The sequence below is a fragment of the Paenalicyclobacillus ferrooxydans genome (assembly GCF_001399675.1).
Classification (GTDB): Bacteria; Bacillota; Bacilli; order Alicyclobacillales; family Alicyclobacillaceae; genus Alicyclobacillus_B; species Alicyclobacillus_B ferrooxydans.
Genome location: NZ_LJCO01000054.1, coordinates 11,344 through 30,758, shown reverse-complemented (window position 1 = coordinate 30,758; position 19,415 = coordinate 11,344). Strand labels below are relative to the sequence as shown.

At 53.3% G+C, this 19,415-nt stretch carries 16 protein-coding genes and 1 other annotated feature; of the genes, 3 read left to right on the top strand and 13 right to left on the bottom strand.

Features of this window, described 5'->3' with window-relative positions:
- The first annotated feature begins 51 nt into the window (after positions 1-51).
- Positions 52-231, top strand: a complete 180-nt coding sequence (locus tag AN477_RS13285) for a hypothetical protein (protein WP_054969649.1) — start codon at positions 52-54, stop codon at positions 229-231.
- A 220-nt stretch (positions 232-451) separates the two neighbouring features.
- Here AN477_RS13285 and murC read toward each other — a convergent pair whose 3' ends face one another.
- The 4 genes from murC to AN477_RS13265 all read right to left on the bottom strand — a co-directional run bounded on the left by murC (position 452) and on the right by AN477_RS13265 (position 6,828).
- The gene (gene murC / locus AN477_RS13280; RefSeq protein ID WP_083486273.1) at positions 452-1,846 is read right to left on the bottom strand and encodes a UDP-N-acetylmuramate--L-alanine ligase; all 1,395 of its coding nucleotides are present in this window, start codon (positions 1,844-1,846) and stop codon (positions 452-454) included.
- A gap of 5 nt (positions 1,847-1,851) precedes the next feature.
- Entirely contained in the window at positions 1,852-3,174 is a 1,323-nt protein-coding gene (locus AN477_RS13275) for a bifunctional folylpolyglutamate synthase/dihydrofolate synthase (RefSeq protein WP_054969648.1), read from the bottom strand.
- A 68-nt stretch (positions 3,175-3,242) separates the two neighbouring features.
- Positions 3,243-5,912 (bottom strand): valine--tRNA ligase, encoded by a 2,670-nt coding sequence (locus AN477_RS13270; RefSeq protein ID WP_054969647.1) that lies wholly within the window; start codon positions 5,910-5,912, stop codon positions 3,243-3,245.
- A 34-nt stretch (positions 5,913-5,946) separates the two neighbouring features.
- Positions 5,947-6,206, bottom strand: a binding site (T-box leader).
- A 127-nt stretch (positions 6,207-6,333) separates the two neighbouring features.
- Complete coding sequence (locus AN477_RS13265) at positions 6,334-6,828, bottom strand: hypothetical protein (RefSeq protein WP_054969646.1); 495 nt, start codon at positions 6,826-6,828, stop codon at positions 6,334-6,336.
- A gap of 117 nt (positions 6,829-6,945) precedes the next feature.
- Here AN477_RS13265 and AN477_RS25050 point away from each other — a divergent pair, with 117 nt between their 5' ends.
- Positions 6,946-7,107: a hypothetical protein gene (locus AN477_RS25050; RefSeq protein WP_169787894.1), complete on the top strand. Its 162-nt coding sequence runs from the start codon at positions 6,946-6,948 to the stop codon at positions 7,105-7,107.
- A 116-nt stretch (positions 7,108-7,223) separates the two neighbouring features.
- Here AN477_RS25050 and AN477_RS13260 read toward each other — a convergent pair whose 3' ends face one another.
- The 7 genes from AN477_RS13260 to hemA all read right to left on the bottom strand — a co-directional run bounded on the left by AN477_RS13260 (position 7,224) and on the right by hemA (position 15,238).
- Positions 7,224-8,549 (bottom strand): LysM peptidoglycan-binding domain-containing protein, encoded by a 1,326-nt coding sequence (locus AN477_RS13260; protein WP_054969645.1) that lies wholly within the window; start codon positions 8,547-8,549, stop codon positions 7,224-7,226.
- Between the two features lie 207 nt (positions 8,550-8,756).
- Positions 8,757-10,049 (bottom strand): glutamate-1-semialdehyde 2,1-aminomutase, encoded by a 1,293-nt coding sequence (hemL, locus tag AN477_RS13255; RefSeq protein WP_054969720.1) that lies wholly within the window; start codon positions 10,047-10,049, stop codon positions 8,757-8,759.
- A gap of 99 nt (positions 10,050-10,148) precedes the next feature.
- Positions 10,149-11,147, bottom strand: coding sequence for a porphobilinogen synthase (hemB, locus tag AN477_RS13250; RefSeq protein ID WP_245631821.1), 999 nt, complete (start codon positions 11,145-11,147; stop codon positions 10,149-10,151).
- Positions 11,131-11,997 carry a uroporphyrinogen-III synthase gene (locus AN477_RS13245; RefSeq protein WP_054969643.1) on the bottom strand — a complete coding sequence of 289 codons (867 nt, stop codon included), beginning with the start codon at positions 11,995-11,997 and terminating at the stop codon, positions 11,131-11,133. Before AN477_RS13245 ends, hemB begins: the two co-directional genes overlap by 17 nt.
- 30 nt (positions 11,998-12,027) lie before the next feature.
- A complete protein-coding gene (gene hemC, locus AN477_RS13240) occupies positions 12,028-12,951 on the bottom strand; it encodes a hydroxymethylbilane synthase (RefSeq protein WP_054969642.1) in 924 nt (307 codons plus the stop codon).
- A 17-nt stretch (positions 12,952-12,968) separates the two neighbouring features.
- Positions 12,969-13,784: a cytochrome C assembly family protein gene (locus AN477_RS13235; protein WP_054969641.1), complete on the bottom strand. Its 816-nt coding sequence runs from the start codon at positions 13,782-13,784 to the stop codon at positions 12,969-12,971.
- A gap of 11 nt (positions 13,785-13,795) precedes the next feature.
- Positions 13,796-15,238 (bottom strand): glutamyl-tRNA reductase, encoded by a 1,443-nt coding sequence (gene hemA, locus AN477_RS13230; RefSeq protein WP_054969640.1) that lies wholly within the window; start codon positions 15,236-15,238, stop codon positions 13,796-13,798.
- 142 nt (positions 15,239-15,380) lie between these two features.
- Between hemA and AN477_RS23815 the strand changes: the two genes are divergently transcribed.
- On the top strand, positions 15,381-16,334 hold the full coding sequence (locus AN477_RS23815) for a DMT family transporter (protein ID WP_169787892.1): 954 nt from the start codon (positions 15,381-15,383) through the stop codon (positions 16,332-16,334).
- Here the strand turns inward: AN477_RS23815 and yihA are convergent.
- Together yihA and lon are read right to left on the bottom strand one after the other, a co-directional pair.
- Positions 16,248-16,943 carry a ribosome biogenesis GTP-binding protein YihA/YsxC gene (gene yihA, locus AN477_RS13215; protein WP_083486269.1) on the bottom strand — a complete coding sequence of 232 codons (696 nt, stop codon included), beginning with the start codon at positions 16,941-16,943 and terminating at the stop codon, positions 16,248-16,250. The two genes, AN477_RS23815 and yihA, sit on opposite strands and share 87 nt — an antisense overlap.
- Entirely contained in the window at positions 16,940-19,363 is a 2,424-nt protein-coding gene (gene lon, locus AN477_RS13210) for an endopeptidase La (protein WP_054969637.1), read from the bottom strand. Before lon ends, yihA begins: the two co-directional genes overlap by 4 nt.
- Positions 19,364-19,415: the final 52 nt, after the last annotated feature.

Genomic DNA, 19,415 nt, shown 5'->3' with positions numbered 1-19,415 from the left:
CGTATGATAAGGACAAGCCATGAACATTGCGCCCTGCGGAGGTTGAACAAGTTGCAAAACTGGCTTCGGATTCTCATCACTGTGGCAGTCGTTGTGGTCGCCTTTGCAGTCCTCGTGGCGTTCTTGTCGATCGCCATTCGTATTGCCTTTGTGCTTGCCCTGTTGGCAATCGCATATTACTTCTTTCATCGCGCACTGCAGATGCGGCGGGACAGACAAAACTGGCGATGAACGGGCGTTGCTTGGTATTGCCTTTAACTAAGTCTGCCTTTAACTGAGTCTGACTTTAACTGCAGTGGCCTTCAAAACGAGTGCATTTGACAGGTGTTGCCCGAAACAAAGAAAAAAGGCCTTCGCCACCATTGGCCAAGGTCTTTTCCGGCGTCAACAGACGCTGTTGTTATGTTCATCCGTGTCAAATCTTACAGAGAGGAAGTCCGTTTCAGACCCCTTAAGACATGGCAGCCGCCTTTTCCCGATTGTCAAGGGCATCGCCAAGACGATATGCCACTTGCCAGATATCGCCTGCCCCCATTGTAATCACGAGATCACCGGATTCCACTCGCCCAAGCAGATAATCGAATACGTCGTCCTTTGTCTTTTCAAAGCGAACGTTTCGATTGCTGTTGATTCGAATCTCTTCAACAAGCCGCTCCGCAGAGACTCCTTCGATTCTCTTTTCGCCTGCCGGGGAATAAATGTCCGCAATGACCACCTCGTCAGCACCTTCAAATGCTTTGGCAAAAGCATCAAACAAGAAAAAGGTTCGCGTGTACCGCTGCGGTTGAAACACCGCGACAATCCTTCGGCCGGTAGCCCGCGCAGCATCAATGGTGGCCTTGATTTCTGTAGGATGGTGTGCGTAGTCATCAATTACGAGCACGCCGCCATTTTCTGAGACAACCTGAAAGCGCCGCTTGGCTCCGTGAAAGTCGTGCAAAGCTTCCGCAATAGCTGCAAACTCAAGTCCTGCAAACCTCGACACGGCAATCGCAGCCAGCGCGTTCATCACGTTGTGTACGCCAGGCAACGTCAAGGAGAGCGTACCTAAGTACTCACCTTCAAAATAGATCTCGGATGTACTGCCCCGCCCCGACAGTTCGACATTTCGAGCCTTGTACGTGGCGTCGCCTTCAACCGCGTATGTGACCACATTGCACTCTGCAAATGGAAGCAATTCTTGCAGGTCAGGATCGAGTCCGGAGGCGACCAACAGACCCTCATTCGGGACCTGCTCAATAAACTGTTTGTAGGCCTTCTTCAGGTTAGAGAAATCTCCGTCATAGTGCTCCAGGTGATCGGCTTCGATATTTGTGACTACCGCCACTTGAGGACGGTAATGGAGAAAGGAACCGTCACTTTCGTCTGCTTCGGCAACCACGAAATCCCCGCGCCCTGCCTTTGCATTGTCACCAATGTTGCTGACTACGCCGCCAATGACGAACGTTGGATCGAGCCCGCAGTGCTCCATGACGTACGCAATCATCGATGTTGTTGTCGTCTTCCCATGTGCGCCAGTAACCGCGACACCAACTCTGTCAGCCATCAGTCTCGCAAGCATTTCCGAGCGGTGAATCACCGGGATATTCTGCTGTTTGGCTGCCTGAATCTCAACGTTGTCCTGCGCAAGCGCGGTACTGTAGACTACAACGTCAGCACCGCTGACCTGTTCGGCCTTATGCCCTTGATAAACTTTGGCTCCGCGGGTAATCAGCCGTTCCGTGAGTTCCTGGGATGACACGTCGGACCCGCTTACGTCAAACCCCATATCGAGCATAACGCGTGCAATTGCGCTCATTCCGTATCCGCCAATACCGACGAAGTGAACATGTTCCCGTTGTTTCACGCATTTCACCGTCCTTGTTTCCCAAAGTGTTGCATCGTCTCCATAGCTTTCCTCGCTTCGTCAACCGTATACAAGGATCCGAAGCAACATATGGAATCTGCATCTGCCATCGAAAGCGCCTGCGATATCGCTTCGGCAACTGTATTGGCAGCCGTTGTTTCTACATCTGATTTGATCTCATTGATGACGTCCGCAAGTTCCAACCCCGTCATCGCGCGGTGATTTTGCGGCTGAACGGCAATCACTCGCCCTGCAAGTGGTAACACGGCGCGCAGGATACCGCGAACGTCCTTGTCTCGAAGTACTCCGACTACCAGCGTCCACTTCTTATGTCCATCATGAAGCTCACCGAGTGCTTGTGCAAGCACTCGCGCACCATCGGGGTTGTGTGCCCCATCAAGTACAACCGTTTTGTTCTTGTGCTGGAATACTTCGAACCGCCCCGGCCAGGATACTCTATCGAGTGCCAATCGGGCCTCCGCCACTGACAACCTGGGGGCGTCCTGTTGAAGCATCCCTGCCTCAAACATCGCCAGCGCAACACTTGCGTTATAACATTGATGAAGCCCTCTCAACTTGACTGGCAGGTGGAACCAATCGTTCGTAATCCCGCGGTAGTCCACAAACTGTTCGCCGTCTCGATAGATGCGTGTAAACCCGAACTCAACTCCGTTTCGAAAGAGCGGTGCTCCCTGTGCCTTTGCATGCTCCTCTACTACGTCGAGTGCCTCGCCGGTTGCTCCCGTAATAATGGGTATGCCAGGCTTGATAATACCTGACTTATCTGCTGCAATCACGCGTACGGTTGGACCTAAGATTTCCATGTGGTCCAATCCGACGTTGGTGATTCCAGTTACTGCCGGTGTGACAACATTGGTCGAATCATACCGCCCGCCAAGACCAGTCTCCCACACGACAGCGTCGACGCCTGACTTTGCGAAATACAATATGGCCATTACGGTCAGCACTTCGAACTCCGTCAACGGGTCGTCCGGGGTAACTCGATGCATGGCTTCTCGCACTGACTCAGCCAGCATCTCGAAGTCCGTGTCAGAGATAAGCTCGTCGTCGACAATAAATCTCCCTTGGTAGCCATCGAAAGCCGGAGAGGTAAACAATCCGACGTGCCATCGTGATCGCAGAAGTTGATAGAGTACAGCACAGACTGACCCCTTGCCGTTGGTTCCGGCAACGTGGTAAAACCGCAGCCCATCCTCGGGATGGTGCAAATACTCCAGCACCCGTAAGGTTCTATCGAGTCCCGGCCGAATGCCAAACCGGCTTAACGAGGAGAGCCACGACTTCCCTGTATTTCGTTCTACAGCCACAATCTATTCTCCTTTGCCCGATTTGGTCACTCAGACCGGGTACGCGATGTGTAACGATGGGCGATTGTTCAATCGGCCATCAGCGCAGCCAGACGCTCTTCAACACTTGCCAGGCGCTGCTGATATTCAGCTGCCTTCTGCTTCTCACTTTCTACAACCTCTGGCGGCGCCTTCGCCACAAACTGTTGGTTAGACAGTTTCTTCGTGGCTCGCAGAACTTCTGACTGCAACCGATCACGCTCTTTTTGCAGGCGTTCCTGCTCTGCCCCCAAATCCACAAGGTCTGTCAGTGGTACGTAGATCTCGCCGCCGCCGAAGACTGCGGTCACTGCCTTGTCTGGGGCCGTTTGGTTGGTGCCGATGTCGACGGCTTCTGCGTTGCAGAACCGCTTCAAGTACGGTTCAACGGAATGGAGCAACGCGTCAGACTGCACAGAATTTGCTCGAATTAAGAGATGAATGGGCTTGCTTGGCGCAACGTTCATCTCCGCTCGAATGTTCCGTACACTGCGAATCACCTCGATGACCTGCCGGACTTCTTCCACAGCAGCAGGAAATGTCCACGTCTGATCCGGCTGTGGCCAGGAAGCCAGGATGAGCGAAGGCCCAGATACCGGCAGGGACTGCCAAATTTCCTCTGTAACAAACGGGATCATCGGATGTAACAACCGGAGAACATTATCTAGTACATAGACGAGGACAGCCCTCGTTTGTCCCTTTGCGGCCTCATCCTCGCCGTACAGGCTCAGCTTGGCAAATTCAATATACCAGTCGCAGAATTCATCCCATGTAAAATCGTACAGGGCCCGTCCTGCTTCGCCGAAATCGTATCGAAGCAGGTGTCCGGATACCTCGTCGACGGTCTCCTGAAGCCTGGTCACAATCCATTTGTCAACAACGCTGAATGCACCAGGATCGAGGTCTTGAAGAGGCTCGTCTGCTGGGAGGTTCATCAAAACAAAACGGGATGCATTCCACAGCTTATTGATGAAGTTGCGAGAACCCTCCACTTTCTCCCAGTAAAACCTCTGGTCATTTCCCGGCGATGTGCCGTTGGCAAGTGTAAAGCGCAGTGCATCTGCACCATACTTCTCAATTACCTCGAGCGGATCGACACCGTTACCTAGGCTCTTAGACATCTTTCGACCGTCAGCTGCCCGAATCAGTCCGTGCATCACAACTTTTTCAAATGGCATTTTATCGGTGAACTCGAGTCCCGTGAATACCATTCTGGCAACCCAGAAAAAGACGATGTCGTAGGCTGTAACCAGCACGCTGGTTGGATAGAAAGCTTGGAGATCCTCTGTGTCATTGGGCCACCCCATCGTGGAGAACGGCCACAGCCCAGAAGAGAACCACGTATCAAGGACGTCATCATCTTGTCTCAAGTCCTTGGAACCGCAGTGCTGACAGGTCTCCGGCGTGTCCATCGCGACGGTGATTTCTCCACAACTGTCGCAGTACCATGCCGGAATTCGGTGCCCCCACCAAAGTTGCCGCGAAATACACCAATCGCGCACATTGTCCAGCCAATGCGTGAACACCCGCTCAAAGCGTTCCGGCACAAATTCAAGTTCCTTTCGCCCAAGTGAAGCAAGCGCCTTTTCTGCAAGCGGCCCCATTTTGACGAACCACTGATCGGACAGGAACGGTTCCACAACGGTATCGCAACGGCTGCAGTGTCCGACCGCATGAAGCAGTTCTTCCTCTTTGACCATGTATCCGCCCTGTCTTAGGTCTTCAACGACGCGTATCCGAGCCTCTTCGCGGGAAAGTCCCGCGTACGCGCCAGCCAAGGCGGTCATTTTGGCATCCGCATCGATACATTGCGGCATCTCGAGGTTGTGCCGCAGCCCAACTTCGAAGTCATTCGGGTCGTGCGCGGGCGTAATCTTTACACAACCTGTGCCGAACTCTTGTTCCACATAGTTGTCGGCGATGACCGGAATTTGCTTATCTGTCAGCGGGAGCTGCAACATCTTCCCAATCTTGTTTTGATAGCGCGTATCGTCGGGATGAACGGCAACGGCCACGTCGGCAAACATCGTCTCGGGTCGGCTGGTTGCGATGACGACTTCACCAGACCCATCCACATATGGATACCGAACGTGGTATAACTTTCCGGGCACCTCCATGTGCTCTACTTCAATGTCTGACAATGCCGTCGAACACCTCGGACACCAGTTGATAATTCGGTTACCGCGGTAGATGAGTCCTCTGTTGTATAGCTCGACAAACACCGTGCGCACAGCCTTCGACAAGCCCTCGTCCATCGTAAAACGTTCGCGCGACCAGTCACATGACGATCCGATGGCCCGCACTTGGTTTGTGATACGGTTTCCATATTCCCGCTTCCAGTCCCAGACACGCTCCACAAACTTCTCGCGTCCGAGGTCGTACCGACTCTGTCCAGTTTCTTCTCGCAGCATTTTCTCAACGCGTGTCTGCGTCGCAATACCTGCGTGGTCCGTTCCAGGGAGAAACAAGGCCTCATACCCGGCCATTCGCCGGTATCGAATGATAATATCCTGCAATGTGTTGTTCCAGGCGTGACCCAAATGGAGCGAGCCGGTGACATTCGGGGGCGGCATAACAATTGAAAACTTTGGCTTCTCACTTGAACTGTCTGCTTGAAAAGCGCCGCTCTCTTCCCAAAACTGATAAATGCGTTTTTCCACACTCTGTGGTTCGTACACCGTCGAGAGTGTTGGCTGATTCTGATTCTCTGCCTGTGTCATCTTCATCCCTCCAAAATAAAAAGCCTTCCGTCCCTGTCAGGACGGAAGGCTTTGATTCCGCGGTACCACCTGAATTTCCTGTACTCATACACGCACACCGGCTGTATTTATGCGCACTGAACGTGTATGAAACCAGAACACTCGTCATCGATAACGGGATGATCCGGTGTCCGCTTCTGCGGACAACATTGCTCCAAGACGACGTTCGGCCGGATGCACTGGTCTGACTCGCAGCATTCGCCAGACTCTCTGGACAGCCATGACCCGCCTACTCCTTCTCTTCACTGCAACACGTCATTCATGTAACTATCGAGTTTGGACAACTCATTCCGTGCTGTTTTCACAACTGTCGACATAGTGATTATGTAGTATAGTACTGATTCGGCACCCGAACTGTCAAGCGTGTTTGCGCTTAAAGTGCTTAACGGCGCCGCTTCTTTTTCTTTTTACTGTGTCGGCGTACCGGTGGTGGCGGCGCGCTGTCAGCTCGTTCACGGTTTCGCTTGGCCTCGATTGTAGCTCGTTTTTTTTCAGACCACTCTGTCAGCCTAAGATAAGCGAAAGCCACGACGAGTCCGAGCAACAGCGGGAAAAGCACGTAAAACTTAATGTAGGTCATCAATTGGTGCTTGGCGATAGCAGTCTGCATCTCGCCCGGGACAAAAATCTCCAACAGTACGCCAATCACAAATGCTGCAAGAACACCGATAATGGCGTTCATCAGCCGACGCTCCTTGGCCCTCGGAATGACGAGATACGCGACAACCAATTCAGCGAGTGGAAGGCTTTGCGAAATTGGATAGTGCAAGGCGTATTTGGCGACAACCTGGAGCGCCGCTACGGCCACTACAGCGATGCTGAGAAAACGCCAATAAATACCATTTCGAATACCTGCTTGTAAACCGTCATTACTCATACCTCGACTACCCCCAAGCGTACACATCTTGTCCCATCTTACCAAACAACACGATAACTTGTCACTTGATGCAAACGTCCTCCCAAACACGCATATACATCGACAGGAGGGAATCTTATGGGCTTCTTTTACGCTTTAGCGCGATTTGTCAAACTGCTTCTTGCGATTGCGATTTTCTTGTTGTTTTTGCGAGCGATCCTGTGGCCCAGCGCCCTCGACCTCATCATTCTGCTCCTCTTGTTCATTGTGTTCGTAACCATGTTCCTCGGCGCCCCTTAGGCTCACTAAAACTCAAATGGGCTGCCCCCGTACCATCCGGGAGCAGCCCTCGAGTTTGTTACGCACCAATTTGCTTGGTCAGGCTTTGACTGGTGCTCTCCCCCTCTGTGGACTTATCAAGAAGGAGACATGGCAGGCCGTCCTGGTGCCTTCAACACTTGTCCGGCAGCGACGGAGTCACTGTTGATGCGGTTCATTCGAAGCAGGTCTCCCTCGCTGCAACCAACCCGTTCAGCCACGGAACCGAGAGATTCTTCGTCCATCACGATGACATACCTCAAGGTGTAGTAGTTGTCCGGTGCGTTAAAGTCTACAAAAGACCACAAAGACGTGTCGACAAGTGCGCTGCGCTGGTCGTTCTCAGGGGGACTGGTCTCCTCGTCAGGTTCATTGTCTGATGCCTGCGCGCCGACTCGGACGGTTGGGATAAATCCAGACGTTGCCTGAAACCCGTCCTCAGAAAATCCCCGCGAAGCCACAAATGACTCGTCCTTGGCTTGAACGGCGGGTTGCAGCTCAGCAGACGTCTCATCGGAGGGTGGTTCTTCTGCCCGCAGCGGGACTTTTTTCAAGTCAACTTGATGTTGAAACTCGAACTCAGAGGATTCCGCCTCTGCATGCGGTGTCGCTTCTGACTGGTGCAAAGATAGGTTTGCACCCTCTGTCTCATCGAGCCCCGTCTGCACGTGCTTATCCAAGTTCACGAGCTCGTCTCGCACAGAAGGTTGCTCCGGTACAGCATCCGTCTGCGCAGCTGCGCTGACATTTGCTGCCGGTTTCTCGTCACCAGGTTGTCCTTCCGAGACGCCGCCGCGGGCTTGACTCACCTGACTAGCCAAATTGTCAAGCTTGGACTCCGGTGCACTTTCAAAGTCACGTGCCCCATCTCCGCGTACGAGTTCAAAACTGTCTTCCACGAGTTGTTCTGAATCAGCGGCGCTTGCATTGATGTCGTCTGCTACCTCAGCGGCATCCATTGCCTCAGCGGCCGGCACACGAGCTCCAAACAGCACGTCGCCTTCTTCCTGAGCCCCGCACTGGAAATGGTATCCGTGCTTGCCGTTCAGACCGACAATACTCAGTGCAGCCTGAACCCGCAGCCACCCGTCACTAATGACGTCGAGCTGCCAGTCCGAGATGCGGCTTGCTACGTTGACGACACCGCGTGGTTGAAACTGCGTCGGGACCCGGAGCGTAAACGGCATCCGATGATGAACATGTTTCGAATAAGGTGCGCCATCAGGTCCGGCTTCCGCCTTCGTCAAGTACGCAGCAAACACAATGGCTCCTTCCAAGACGTACGCGTCACCGGCGCGTTCAAAAGAAGTTACTTCAGTGGCAACATTGGCATCTTCGACTTTATGATCCTGCTGTACCGATTCGATGAACACTTCCTGGTCTACTGCCAGACGTATTTGTCCGGTTCGATCCGCTTCGCTCACCAACTCTCCCTCCCTCGCACAAGTGCGCACCCAATAAACTCGTTGCACAAGCACTTGTGCCTCACTGTATGACTCTATGCCTGGCTCAGTTTCAATATGTCGAAACCGCAACTGAAGCAAACAGGGTCGCCCTTATCGACAAAGGGCGACCCTGTTTATACCAACGAAAATGAGTTTGACAAAGTGCCAAGCACGCTGCTTCTCGAGTTATAACTCAGCAAAGACTTTATTTATCGCCTCGATGGTTTCGGCTAGTTCTCTATCACCATGGACAGCGGACATAAACCCTGCCTCCTGTTGCGAAGGGGCAAGCGAGATACCGGCATTAAGCATTCCGTGAAAGAACTGAGCATATCGTTCTTTATCGCATGCGCTGGACTCTGCATAGTTGGTGATGGGACCGCTGTGGAAGAATAGTCCAAACATACCGCCAATCGCGTGACCTGAAGTCGGGATGCCGTGTTTATTCCCAGCATTTATAAATGCATCCACAATTTGCTTGCCGCGAGTTTCAAGGCCGGCGTACAACCCGTCTCTCCCCGCATCTTTAAGCATCCGGAGCGCCGTCATACCGGCTGCCATGGCGAGGGGATTTCCCGACAATGTACCGGCTTGATACATCGGACCTGCAGGGGCAACCATGGCCATGATGTCCCGTCTTCCACCGTAGGCACCAACCGGCAACCCGCCGCCAATGACTTTACCGAATGTCGTCAAGTCAGGAACGATTCCAAACCGCTCTTGAGCACCGCCAAAGGACACACGAAACCCAGTCATGACTTCGTCGAAAATCAGCAGTGACTGATGTTCTGCGGTAATCCGGCGCAAAGCTTCAAGAAATCCCGGTACCGGAAGGATACAACCCATGTTTCCCGCTACAGGTTCCACAATCACGGCCGCAATTTCATGTCCACGTTGTTCAAACAGCGCTTCAGCCGCTGCAATATCATTGTACGGAATCGTGAGTGTAGACTGAGCAGTTGCACTTGGCACGCCCGGACTGTCAGGCAGAGCGAGGGTAGCCACCCCGGAGCCTGCCTTCACCAACAGGCTGTCCGCGTGACCGTGATAACACCCTTCAAACTTCACGATATACTGGCGACCGGTAAACGCCCGTGCTAACCGCAAAGCGCTCATCGTGGCTTCGGTTCCGCTGTTCACCATTCGCACGATTTCCACGGAGGGTACAGCGTCAATTACCGCTTGGGCCATTTCGGTCTCCAGCGTCGTCGGCACGCCAAAACTGGTCCCTTTCGCTGCGGCAGCTTGCACAGCTTGGACAATTTCAGGATGCGCATGCCCCCAAATCAGTGGTCCCCAAGACAACAAGTAGTCGATGTACCTGTTCCCGTCGATATCGAAGAGAAAGGGACCTTCCCCTTTGTCCGCAAAAAACGGCGTGCCCCCTACAGCACGAAATGCCCGTACAGGGCTGTTGACACCGCCTGGCATGACTTTTTGCGCTTCCCCAAATGCTTTCTCTGACGCCTTTCTCACCAACAATCACCTGCCTCTGTGTCGATGTTTTACAGCATTCTTGAGACAATCTGCCCATGAACAACGAAACTCAGACCCCTTCACCAGGCCTCGTTCTTGGTCTTATTCTACCTCTCGTTGCCACTGTGCGAATTCTTTCGCGTGATAGGTCAGAATAAAGTCTGCACCGGCGCGTTTGAACGAAGTCAGGATTTCACCGACAATCGCGCGCTCATCGATCCACCCCTGCATTGCGGCAGCCTTCACCATACTGTATTCCGCGCTCACATTGTAAGTGGCGAGGGGCAGATCGAATCGTTCACGGATCCGCTGCGTGACATCGAGATATGACAGTGCAGGCTTAACCATCAGCATGTCAGCCCCTTCAGCGACGTCCGAAGCCGCCTCGCGCAGAGCTTCGCGTGCGTTGGCAGGATCCATTTGATACGTTCGCCGATCTCCGAACGCGGGTGTCGAATGAGCAGCCTCCCGAAATGGACCGTAGAAGGCGCTCGCGTACTTTACCGCGTAAGAGAGAATCGACACGTTCTCAAGATGGTGGGCATCCAGACGCTGACGAATGGCCGCAACCCGCCCGTCCATCATGTCAGACGGTGCGACAATGTCTGCACCGGCCGCCGCGTGGGACAATGCAGTCTCAGCAATCAAATGAAGGCTGTCATCGTTTACGATTTGGCCATTGCGAACAATCCCGCAGTGTCCTGCCGGGTTATATTGGCACAAACACACATCGGTCATCACCAACAGCTCAGGATGATCCCGTTTCAGGGCACGAATCGCCTCTTGGACAATCCCTTTTTCCGCATAGGCGCTGGAGCTTTCATCGTCCTTTTCGAGCGGAATTCCAAACAGAATAATCCCCGGAATGCCAAGCTGTACAAGTTCGTCCACTTCACGTCGCAGATTATCAAGCCCAAAGTGATAAACCCCAGGCATAGACGCAATCTCTTCTTTTCCGGAGAGTCCCTCCTGAACGAACATCGGCAAGATTAAATCTCCAACAGATACTTCCGTTTCACGAAGGAGGCTCCGCAACGGACCAGAAGCGCGAAGTCGGCGATGGCGTTGAAATGGCGGGAAATGATTATCTAGTGGATTCACTTGAATCTCTCCTCTGATAAGTTTTTTCATGGACTTTTAAAAGCGTGTCTATCACGCCTTCAAGACGTGGCTCTAGGGCCATGAACACCCCTGACACTCCTGCATCCGAAAGAGCCTTTGCCGTCGTCGGACCAATGGCAATCACATCTAACTCGCCTTGCAGCGGGTGCTCCTGTACGACAGGACTGCCAAGAAAAGCAGACACTGCTGAAGGACTGTAAAACACGACGACTCCACGGCCAGCTCTCACTTCGTCCCACGCAAGCCTGGACAGCTCGATGGCAACGGTGTCGTAACACACCACATCTTCAACCACAAAGCCGGTTTCTTCCAGGTAGTGTTTAAAGGAAAGATCGGCAAGGCTTCCCCGCAGCCAAAGCAATCGACGCGGGGCTTCTTGAAACCGCATCCCGGACGTTGGACCGATATCCCGTTGTTCGGATAAATACACGGCTAAGTGATGAGCTGTCTTCACCTCCGGAGGATGTATAACCCGAAGGCCAAGCTTTTGAGCTTCTTTCGCTGACCGTGCCCCGACCACAAAGCAAGGCAAGAGAGCAGCCAGACCGGGGAAGCGTTCAAAAACATCGCGCAGTGAATCCAAGGCATTCGCAGACGTCACCACGAGACCGGTAAACTGCTCGAACCAACGGCCAATTTCCGCCTCTATGAGCGCCCGGCCGCGGCCAATTTGTCGAAGTAATTCGCCTGGACGCTGCACAATCTGAATTAATGGGCTTTCCACCACAGCCCCGCCTAAACTCCGGATGCGTTTGGCCAGTTCTTGATTGTCTTTCGGTTCCCTTGTCAGTAAAACGCAGAGGCCACTTAAGTTTTCCGTGCGAGCCACCCCCCTCGGAGGAACTTCATGGCCGGTCTTTCAGTCAGTCTGTTCCTGTGCAAGGAGTACGTCTGCACCGTGCTCGCGCAGGTCAGCCGCAACCTTCAGGCCGACCTGGACAGGGTCAGAGCCCTCATGCTCGGCAGTCAGCATGGTGTGACCGTCGACACTGGCGACAAGGCCACGCAAACGAACCGTGGACTTGTCGCCAGAAACGACTGCGTAGCCTGCAATCGGCACCTGACAACTGCCATTGAGTGAGAAGAGCAGGCTGCGTTCAGCTATCGCGGCGAGGTGTGTCAGTTCGTCATTGATTTGTGACAAGAGTCCCAACAACTCGGTGTCATCGGCACGGCACTCAATACCGAGGATCCCCTGCCCAACCGCCGGCAGACACATCTCCGGCTCCAAATAGGCCGTGATCTCGTGTTCCCACCCCATACGCTGCAATCCTGCCGCCGCCAGCACAATGGCATCAAACTCACCATCGCGCATCTTGCGAAGCCGAGTATCGATATTTCCGCGAATGGACGCTATGTCCAAGTCGGGTCTGACTCGTCTAAGCTGGGCTACTCGACGGAGACTAGAGGTACCGACCCGTGCGCCTTGCCGAATAGAACGAAGGTCTTCCCCGGTTTTCGAGATCCAAGCATCCCGTGCATCGGCCCGGACAGGGAATGCAGACAATGTGAGCCCCGGTGCGAGCTCAGCAGGCACGTCCTTCAGACTGTGGACCGCCAGATCCGCACTCTTTGACAAAATCGTCTCTTCGATTTCACTGACAAACAGCCCTTTGCCGCCTACCTTTGAGAGCGTTACGTCAACGATTTTATCGCCTTTCGTCACGACTGGCACAATGTCAAACTCGTTATCAGGAGACAACTCTTGAAGCCGCGCGATCACCCATTTTGTCTGGGTCATCGCTAAAGCGCTGGTTCTTGATGCAACACGGATTTTCGACAACAGTGACCATCCCTTCTCTATAAGGCCCGGTGGTAAATGGAAAACTTGCTGATCAGGATAAAGTTGATAGCGAGTCCAATGAAACATACTATACTATACCAGACCAAACGTGACGCACCCCAACCCATCCTCAGCCGAAGAGTAAGCAGAATCCCGTACATCACCGCGACGATCCCGGTACTCCATACCTTGGGGTCCATGAAGAATCGCCAGCCTGTTGTCAGTTTTCCCCAAACAACGCCGAGGATAATGGCCACAATCAGCAATCCGAACCCCAAAATCAGCGAACGCGTTGCGTTCAAGTCGAGTTTGTGCAAGGCAGGTAACCGAAAAAATAAGTGCCCAAAGCGTTTTGAACGAAGCATGCGTTGCTGCAAGAGATACATCACAGAAAATACGAATGCAAAGGTGAAGGCGCCGTAGCTTCCAACGGCCATAGCGATATGGAGGGCGAGCAAATCCCCCTTGGGAGCCGTGTACGCGACATGTCCGCTCGATGCAAATGCCGCAAATGCGACAATCAAAAATCCGAGCAAGTTCGCCAGAAACACCAGAATATCAACCCGAAAGAGGGCGTTGACGACGACGGCCACAAGCATGATAAACCATACAAGCAGCAACACCACATCAAACGGGGTATATAACGGAACCGTCCCGCTTTGCCACAACTGCCGAAGAAAAAATCCTGTCTCTAAGCAAAATGAGGCAAATAGCAAAACAAGGGCCGCTCTATTGACGGCCCTGCGTGGTTGTACCGTTTCGATGAATAATAAAACCAGGCTCACGGCGTAAAGCGCGACAAAGGCGTCAAATAACGCACGACCCCAAAGCATAGAGTGCCTCCTTAGCGCAAGGCAGGGCGCACGAGCGGCCTCGGTTCGTCGGAGACCTGCAGATCGCGCAACAGACTTTCACTCCATTGACGTACCAGTTCAACAAACCCAGGCGTGTCTATCCCACCGTCCGTTGCAGCACAATCAACAAGTCCCATCGGTGAGTGCTGCGAAGCCATGTCTTGGGCGGATACGCCGAACAGCTCCGCAAACACACGAACATGCGCGCTTCCACCAGAGGCAATCGCAAGTTCTTTCATATTTTGAATCGGATCACGCAGAATTTGGTTCACAATACTCATCGTGTGCTTTTGCAGCACTTTTTTGTCGTGTTCACTCAGGTTCGGTAACTTGCGCTCCAGGCTTTCCATGACGTTCGCCTGGATGCGGGTTCCCTTCTCACGAATCGCAGCAATCAGCGGGACCACTTCCTGCTCTGCAGTCCACCTTGCGTAGTCTTCGCATGCCTCTCGCACCATGTGCATCACGACCTGAGCCTGCTTTTCGCGTTCATGCAAGTTCGCCTCAACAACGCCTTCAAGGTCATCAATGTCGTACAAATACACGTTCTTAAGTTCACCGATTGCCGGTTCGAGGTCTCGCGGGACGGCAATATCGATTAAAGTCATCGGGACGGATTTACGACGACGTGATTTCATTGCCCCGCGCAGCAGTTCCGCCGTCAACACAGGTGTTGGCGATCCGGTCGACGAGATCACAATGTCGACTTTAGCCAACTCGTCAGGAAACTGCTCCCACGTTACAGCGGTACCGCCGACAGACGCAGCCAGCTCCAGGGCACGCTCAAAGGTCCGATTCGTGATCACAAGTCGCTGTACGCCAGCCGCTTGGAGATGTTGCGCTGACAACCGGCTCATCGATCCAGCCCCGATGACCAAGGCTGTACTCCCCCGTAGATCGCCATATATCTTCTTTGCTAGTTGAACCGCAGCATAGCTGACAGAAACGGGCTTTTGACCAATTTCTGTATCCGACTGAGCCTGCTTCCCGAGCTGAATCGCGCGGCGGAATAACTGGTTTAACAAGACGCCGGTAGCTTCCACACTCTGCGCAACGAGATACGCACTGCGTACCTGACCGAGAATCTGGGTCTCTCCGATCACCATTGAGTCGAGACCGCAAGTCACACGCATCAGATGTTCCACGGCATCGGATCCCGTGTGCGTGTACAAATGTTGCATCATCTCATCACGTGACAAACCGGCCCTGCGCGCCAGTACCGTAGCTAGGTAGTCCTGGCCGGCATGGGCTGTGGTCACAACAGCGTATATTTCAGTCCGGTTGCATGTCGATACAACGACACACTCAAGAACCGTATGTGTGTTCCGAAGTGCTGCTAGGAGATCATCCAATTCGTAATCCGCAACACTGACACGTTCGCGAATTTCGACAGGAGCTGTATGATAGTTTAGACCGACTGCGACGATATGCACGCAGAATCACTTCCTTAGTAACTATGAAACCTATAGTCGTAGGGTACGGATTCTATTATAACACGAGAATTATGTCGAAGCTGTTACAATCCGTAGACTTCCCCATTGACCGAAAAGTAAGTCCATGTGTACACTTTGCTTCATGAATATACAAGGTCAGACTCCAAGACGCTGGACAGCTACCATTACGCTTTTGTTGGTTACACTCGTCTGGGGCGCCACCTTCAGTTTAACCAAGGGTGCGCTCGTACATATCGGCGTGTTCGCCTACCTCACGGCACGCTTCTTTACCGCTGCTCTTGTCCTCACGGTTGGTGCCTTGCTTGTCCCATCCGTGCGCCGCTCCTTCACCAAACAAACCTGGATTGCGGGTACATTTCTTGGCACCTTGTTGTTTGGCGGATTTGGTTTTCAAACCCTCGGTCTGAAAACCACGACTCCGGCCACCGCTGGTTTTCTCACCGGGCTGAGTGTCGTCATCGTGCCGCTGCTCGCCTATCCGATCTTAAAATCCATCCCCCATCCGCGCAGCTGGATTGGAGCCGTAGTCGCGCTGGTTGGGCTCGGGTTATTGACCGGTGTAGATATCGTCAGCCTGCACGTCGGCGACCTGTATGTACTCCTGTGCAGTATCTTCCTCGCCCTTCAGATCATTTACACGGAACGTTACACGGTTGAGCTCAACGCCCTCGCCGTAACGACGGTTCAGATTGCCGTTGTCACCGTATGGTGTGCAGCGAGTCTGTTCCTTCCCACCGCCAGGTTCCATCGTCCTCTTATTCCGGACGCGTTTGCTGTTCATGCTTTTTCCTATCCGATTGTCTGGATTGCCGTAATCGTCTGCGCTCTGCCTGGGACTGCTTTCGCCTACTTCGCACAGACATTTTTCCAAAAATCGACATCTTCCACAGAAACCGCCATTATCTTCTCGATGGAGCCTGTGTTTGCTGCCATCATCGGATGGCTGTCGTTTCATAACACGCTGTCACTGAGCGGCTACATCGGTTGCCTACTGATTTTCGTCAGCATGTGGATTGCTGACCCGAGTATCCGATTCCGGAGAAGGCGCCCCCGAGTCCCCCAACGAGACATTTAATGAGCCTTCAAAGACGGTTTGCTCTTGTGCCGTGGCCACAAGGGTCTCAATCTCCGACCACAGTTCATCAATCCCTTGCCCCTTTTCGGATGATACAGGGCGGATGGACTCCGGTTTGTTCATTTCCGTGCGAATCAGCCGTACAGCCTTCGCTTGGTGCGATTTTCCCACTTTATCGAGCTTTGTCGCCACAACCGTGACCGCCAGCCCATTGCGGCGCATCCACTCGTTGACCTCGATGTCCATCGGCATCGGTGGGTGCCTGATATCCACAAGTTGGAACACGCGGACAAGCGGTTCCCGAGAAGTCAAATACGTCTCCATCATTTTCGCAAAGCGAGCCCGATCCGCTTTACTGACGGCGGCATAGCCATACCCCGGAAGGTCGGCAAAGCGGAACTGCTCATTAATCCGGAAAAAGTTAATCTGCTGTGTTTTTCCCGGTTTCTGTGACACGCGAGCCAGTGACTTTCGTCCGAGCAGGCGATTCAACAGGGATGACTTTCCGACGTTACTCCGTCCCACAAAAGCAAATTCCGGCAACCCGTCATCGGGCCATTGCCCCGGTCGCACAGCACTGATTTCAAATTCGGCGCTCTTTATTTTCACTGATGCCTTCCATCCTCGCGATAAGGTTCTTCGTCGAGCACCTCTGCATAATTGGCCATCAGGCCTCCGATGCGCGGTGCTTCTCCGAGCGGATCTCGCAGGGCTGTCTGAAGCACCTCGTCCATGTGTTTGACGGGTACGAATTTGACGTCCTGCAACACCGATTCCGGAATGTCCCGCAAGTCCTTTTGGTTGCCTTCCGGAATGATGATAGTACGAATGCCCGCCCGATGTGCAGCGAGTGCTTTTTCTTTCAGTCCGCCAATCGGTAAAACCCGACCTCGCAGGGTAATCTCTCCGGTCATTGCCACAAAGCGATTGACCGGCCGCAGCGTGAATGCCGACGCAATAGCTGTCGCAATGGAAATACCGGCCGACGGTCCGTCCTTCGGAATCGCTCCTTCAGGAACATGAACATGAATATCCGAGTTATCAAAGTTGTCCTTATCCAAACCGAAATCGCGTGAGCGCGACCGAACATAGGACAGTGCCGTCTGTGCACTTTCTTTCATCACGTCCCCGAGCGATCCCGTGAGCACGACTCGGCCGCCGCCGGGCACAATCGACACCTCAATCGTCAAAGTGTCCCCGCCGACCGGCGTCCACGCAAGACCAGTGACCACGCCGACCTGATCCTCGTCTTCGACCATGCCGTACTTGTAGATCGGCGGACCAAGGAGTTCCTCAAGTGTTTTGGCAGTTATGGTGACTCGCTTGCTGTCACCCCTTGCGACCTTACGGGCAACCTTGCGGGTAATCGATGCAAGCACGCGGTCAAGTTGCCTCACACCAGCTTCGCGCGTGTAGTCACGAATGACGCTGAGCAACACAGCATCTGACATTCTCAGCTTGTCTCCACCGACAGCGTGCACCTCTCTTTGTCGTGGCAACAGGTGCCGCTTGGCAATCTCCAGTTTTTCGACCTCTGTGTATCCGGACAGTTGAATGACTTCCATCCTGTCCCGCAGCGGTCCTGGAATCATGGATATGTCGTTCGCGGTCGTGATAAACATGACCTGAGACAGGTCAAACGGGATTTCAATGTAGTGATCCGAGAAGTTCGCATTCTGTTCCGGGTCGAGCACCTCGAGCATTGCCGAGGTTGGGTCGCCGCGAAAATCGCTTGCCATTTTGTCGATCTCATCGAGCAGAAACACGGGGTTGTTCACACCAACCTGCTTCATCCCCTGCAAAATGCGCCCAGGCATGGCCCCAATGTACGTTCTGCGATGTCCCCGAATCTCAGCCTCGTCCCGCACCCCACCGAGTGAGATGCGCATGAATGGCCGGTTCAGGGATGTCGCGATCGACCTTGCCAGTGACGTCTTGCCAACACCAGGCGGCCCCGCTAGACAGATAATCGGCCCAACCAGCTTGTTCGCCAGCTGCGACACGGCCAAAAACTCAAGGATCCGGTCCTTCACCTTGGTCAGTCCAAAATGCTCACGATTCAGGACATCCTCTGCCTTTGCCACGTTGACACTGGATTCTGCCGACTCGCTCCATGGCAGGGCGAGAATCCAATCAATGTAGGTTCGAATCACAGTGCCTTCTGCGGAACTCGACGGGATACGTTCCAACCGTTCTAATTCCTTTTGCAGACGTTGTTCAACCGTTTCAGGCATCTGTTTCTGTGCCATTTTTTCACGCAGCTCTTCCACTTCTCCGGCGCGCCCCTCGCGGTCACCAAGTTCCTTTTGAATTGCCTTCATCTGCTCACGCAGGTAGTATTCTTTTTGCGTTCGTTCCATCTGTGAACGAACGCGTTGGTGAATCTTTCGTTCCAGCTCAAGGACTTCTCGTTCGTCAGAGAGGATTTGTAGAACCTTTTCCAAGCGATCCGAGACCGGAAATGCCTCAAGGATACTCTGTTTATCCTTGACCTTCAGCGGCAGGTTTGAAGCGATTGCGTCGGCCAGGCGACCCGGGTCTTCAATGTCCGTCACAGAGGCATACGTCTCCTGCTCCACTTTTTTAGACAGTTTCACGTACTGTTCAAACTGCTGCAAAACAGACCTCACCAAGGCCTGGATCTCCGGCTGATTTTCACTGGGCTTTTTCACATCTTTATGACGCTTTACGCGAACTTCAAAAAAATCGTCTTCACGGGTAAAACGTGTTATGGCTACCCTTTCCACACCTTCAACCAGAACACGAATCGTGCCGTTCGGGAGCTTCATCATCTGTTTGACACGTACCAAGGTACCCACTGAATACAGGTCTTGAGCCGTGGGGTTGTCCAGTTGGCCGTCTTCTTGCGATGTGAGGACAATCAAGTGATCGCCGAGCATCGCTTCATCCAACGCCTTGACACTCTTCTCACGCCCAACGTCGAAGTGTAAAACCATCGAAGGAAACACGAGCAGACCTCTCAGAGGCAACAAAGGAAACGTGTTGTTTGGTTTACTGTCTGCCGACATCTGTCCACCCCCGTTACATCTCACTTGCACCAGTTGCCTGGTACAGACTATG